At 72.4% G+C, this 722-nt stretch carries 1 protein-coding gene and 1 pseudogene; both read left to right on the top strand.

Annotated features, from left to right (window positions below; all coding sequences use genetic code 11):
- Nucleotides 1-342: pseudogene (locus tag FV222_RS28255) on the top strand (hypothetical protein); the annotation flags it as partial.
- 60 nt (nt 343-402) lie between these two features.
- A partial coding sequence (locus FV222_RS28250) for a gamma-glutamylcyclotransferase (RefSeq protein WP_147816425.1) occupies nt 403-722 on the top strand: 320 nt, incomplete at its 3' end.

Genomic DNA, 722 nt, shown 5'->3' with positions numbered 1-722 from the left:
GGTTTCGCCCCCGCGACCGCGTCGGCGAAACCCGTCCGCGAGCGCATCGCCGCGCTCGCCCTTCGGCAGGTGGCGTTCGGATCGGTCTCGCTGCTGCCGGTGCGGTTCGAGTCGAGCCGCATCGCGGGGCCGTTCGAGGATGGGGGGCGCACGCTGTACTGCGTGTCGAGCCACATGAAGGGTCGCAGCTTCGGCAAGGGCGAGCGCCCGAAGGTCGTGGTCCGCCAGGACAAGGCGGCCGACACGCTGACGGCGATCGACGACGACGAGGTCTGCCAGGGCCACCGCACCGAGCCGTTCGCGGAGCTGGACACGCTGTCGAACACCAAGTCCGGGACCTAGTCCGGCACCATCGGGGGCCGAGCCGGGTTGTCCCGGCCCCGTCCTTGCTCCCCCGGACCGATGCGAAACGCGCCGCTCGCCCTCTCCCTCGACCTCATCGCCCGGGCCCACGCGGTGCCGGTGCCGGACGACGCCGCGGCCCTGCAGGTGATGACCGACGAGGAGCTGAAGCCCGCCCTCGACGCGATCATCGCGCAGCGCGCCGGCGGCGGCGACCTCTGGGTGTTCGCCTACGGCTCGCTGATGTGGCGCCCGGAATTCGATTTCGCCGAGAGCCGGATCGGCACGGTGCGCGGCTTCCACCGCCGGTTCTGCCTGCTGCAGCGTCGGTTCCGCGGCACCCCCGAGCGGCCCGGCTTCGTTCTGGCGCTCGACCGTGG

Origin of the sequence: Methylobacterium sp. WL103, assembly GCF_008039885.1 — a bacterium.
Lineage (GTDB): Bacteria > Pseudomonadota > Alphaproteobacteria > Rhizobiales > Beijerinckiaceae > Methylobacterium > Methylobacterium cerastii.
The sequence above is the reverse complement of the archived record's forward strand: the minus strand, read 5'-3'. Positions and strand labels throughout refer to the sequence as shown.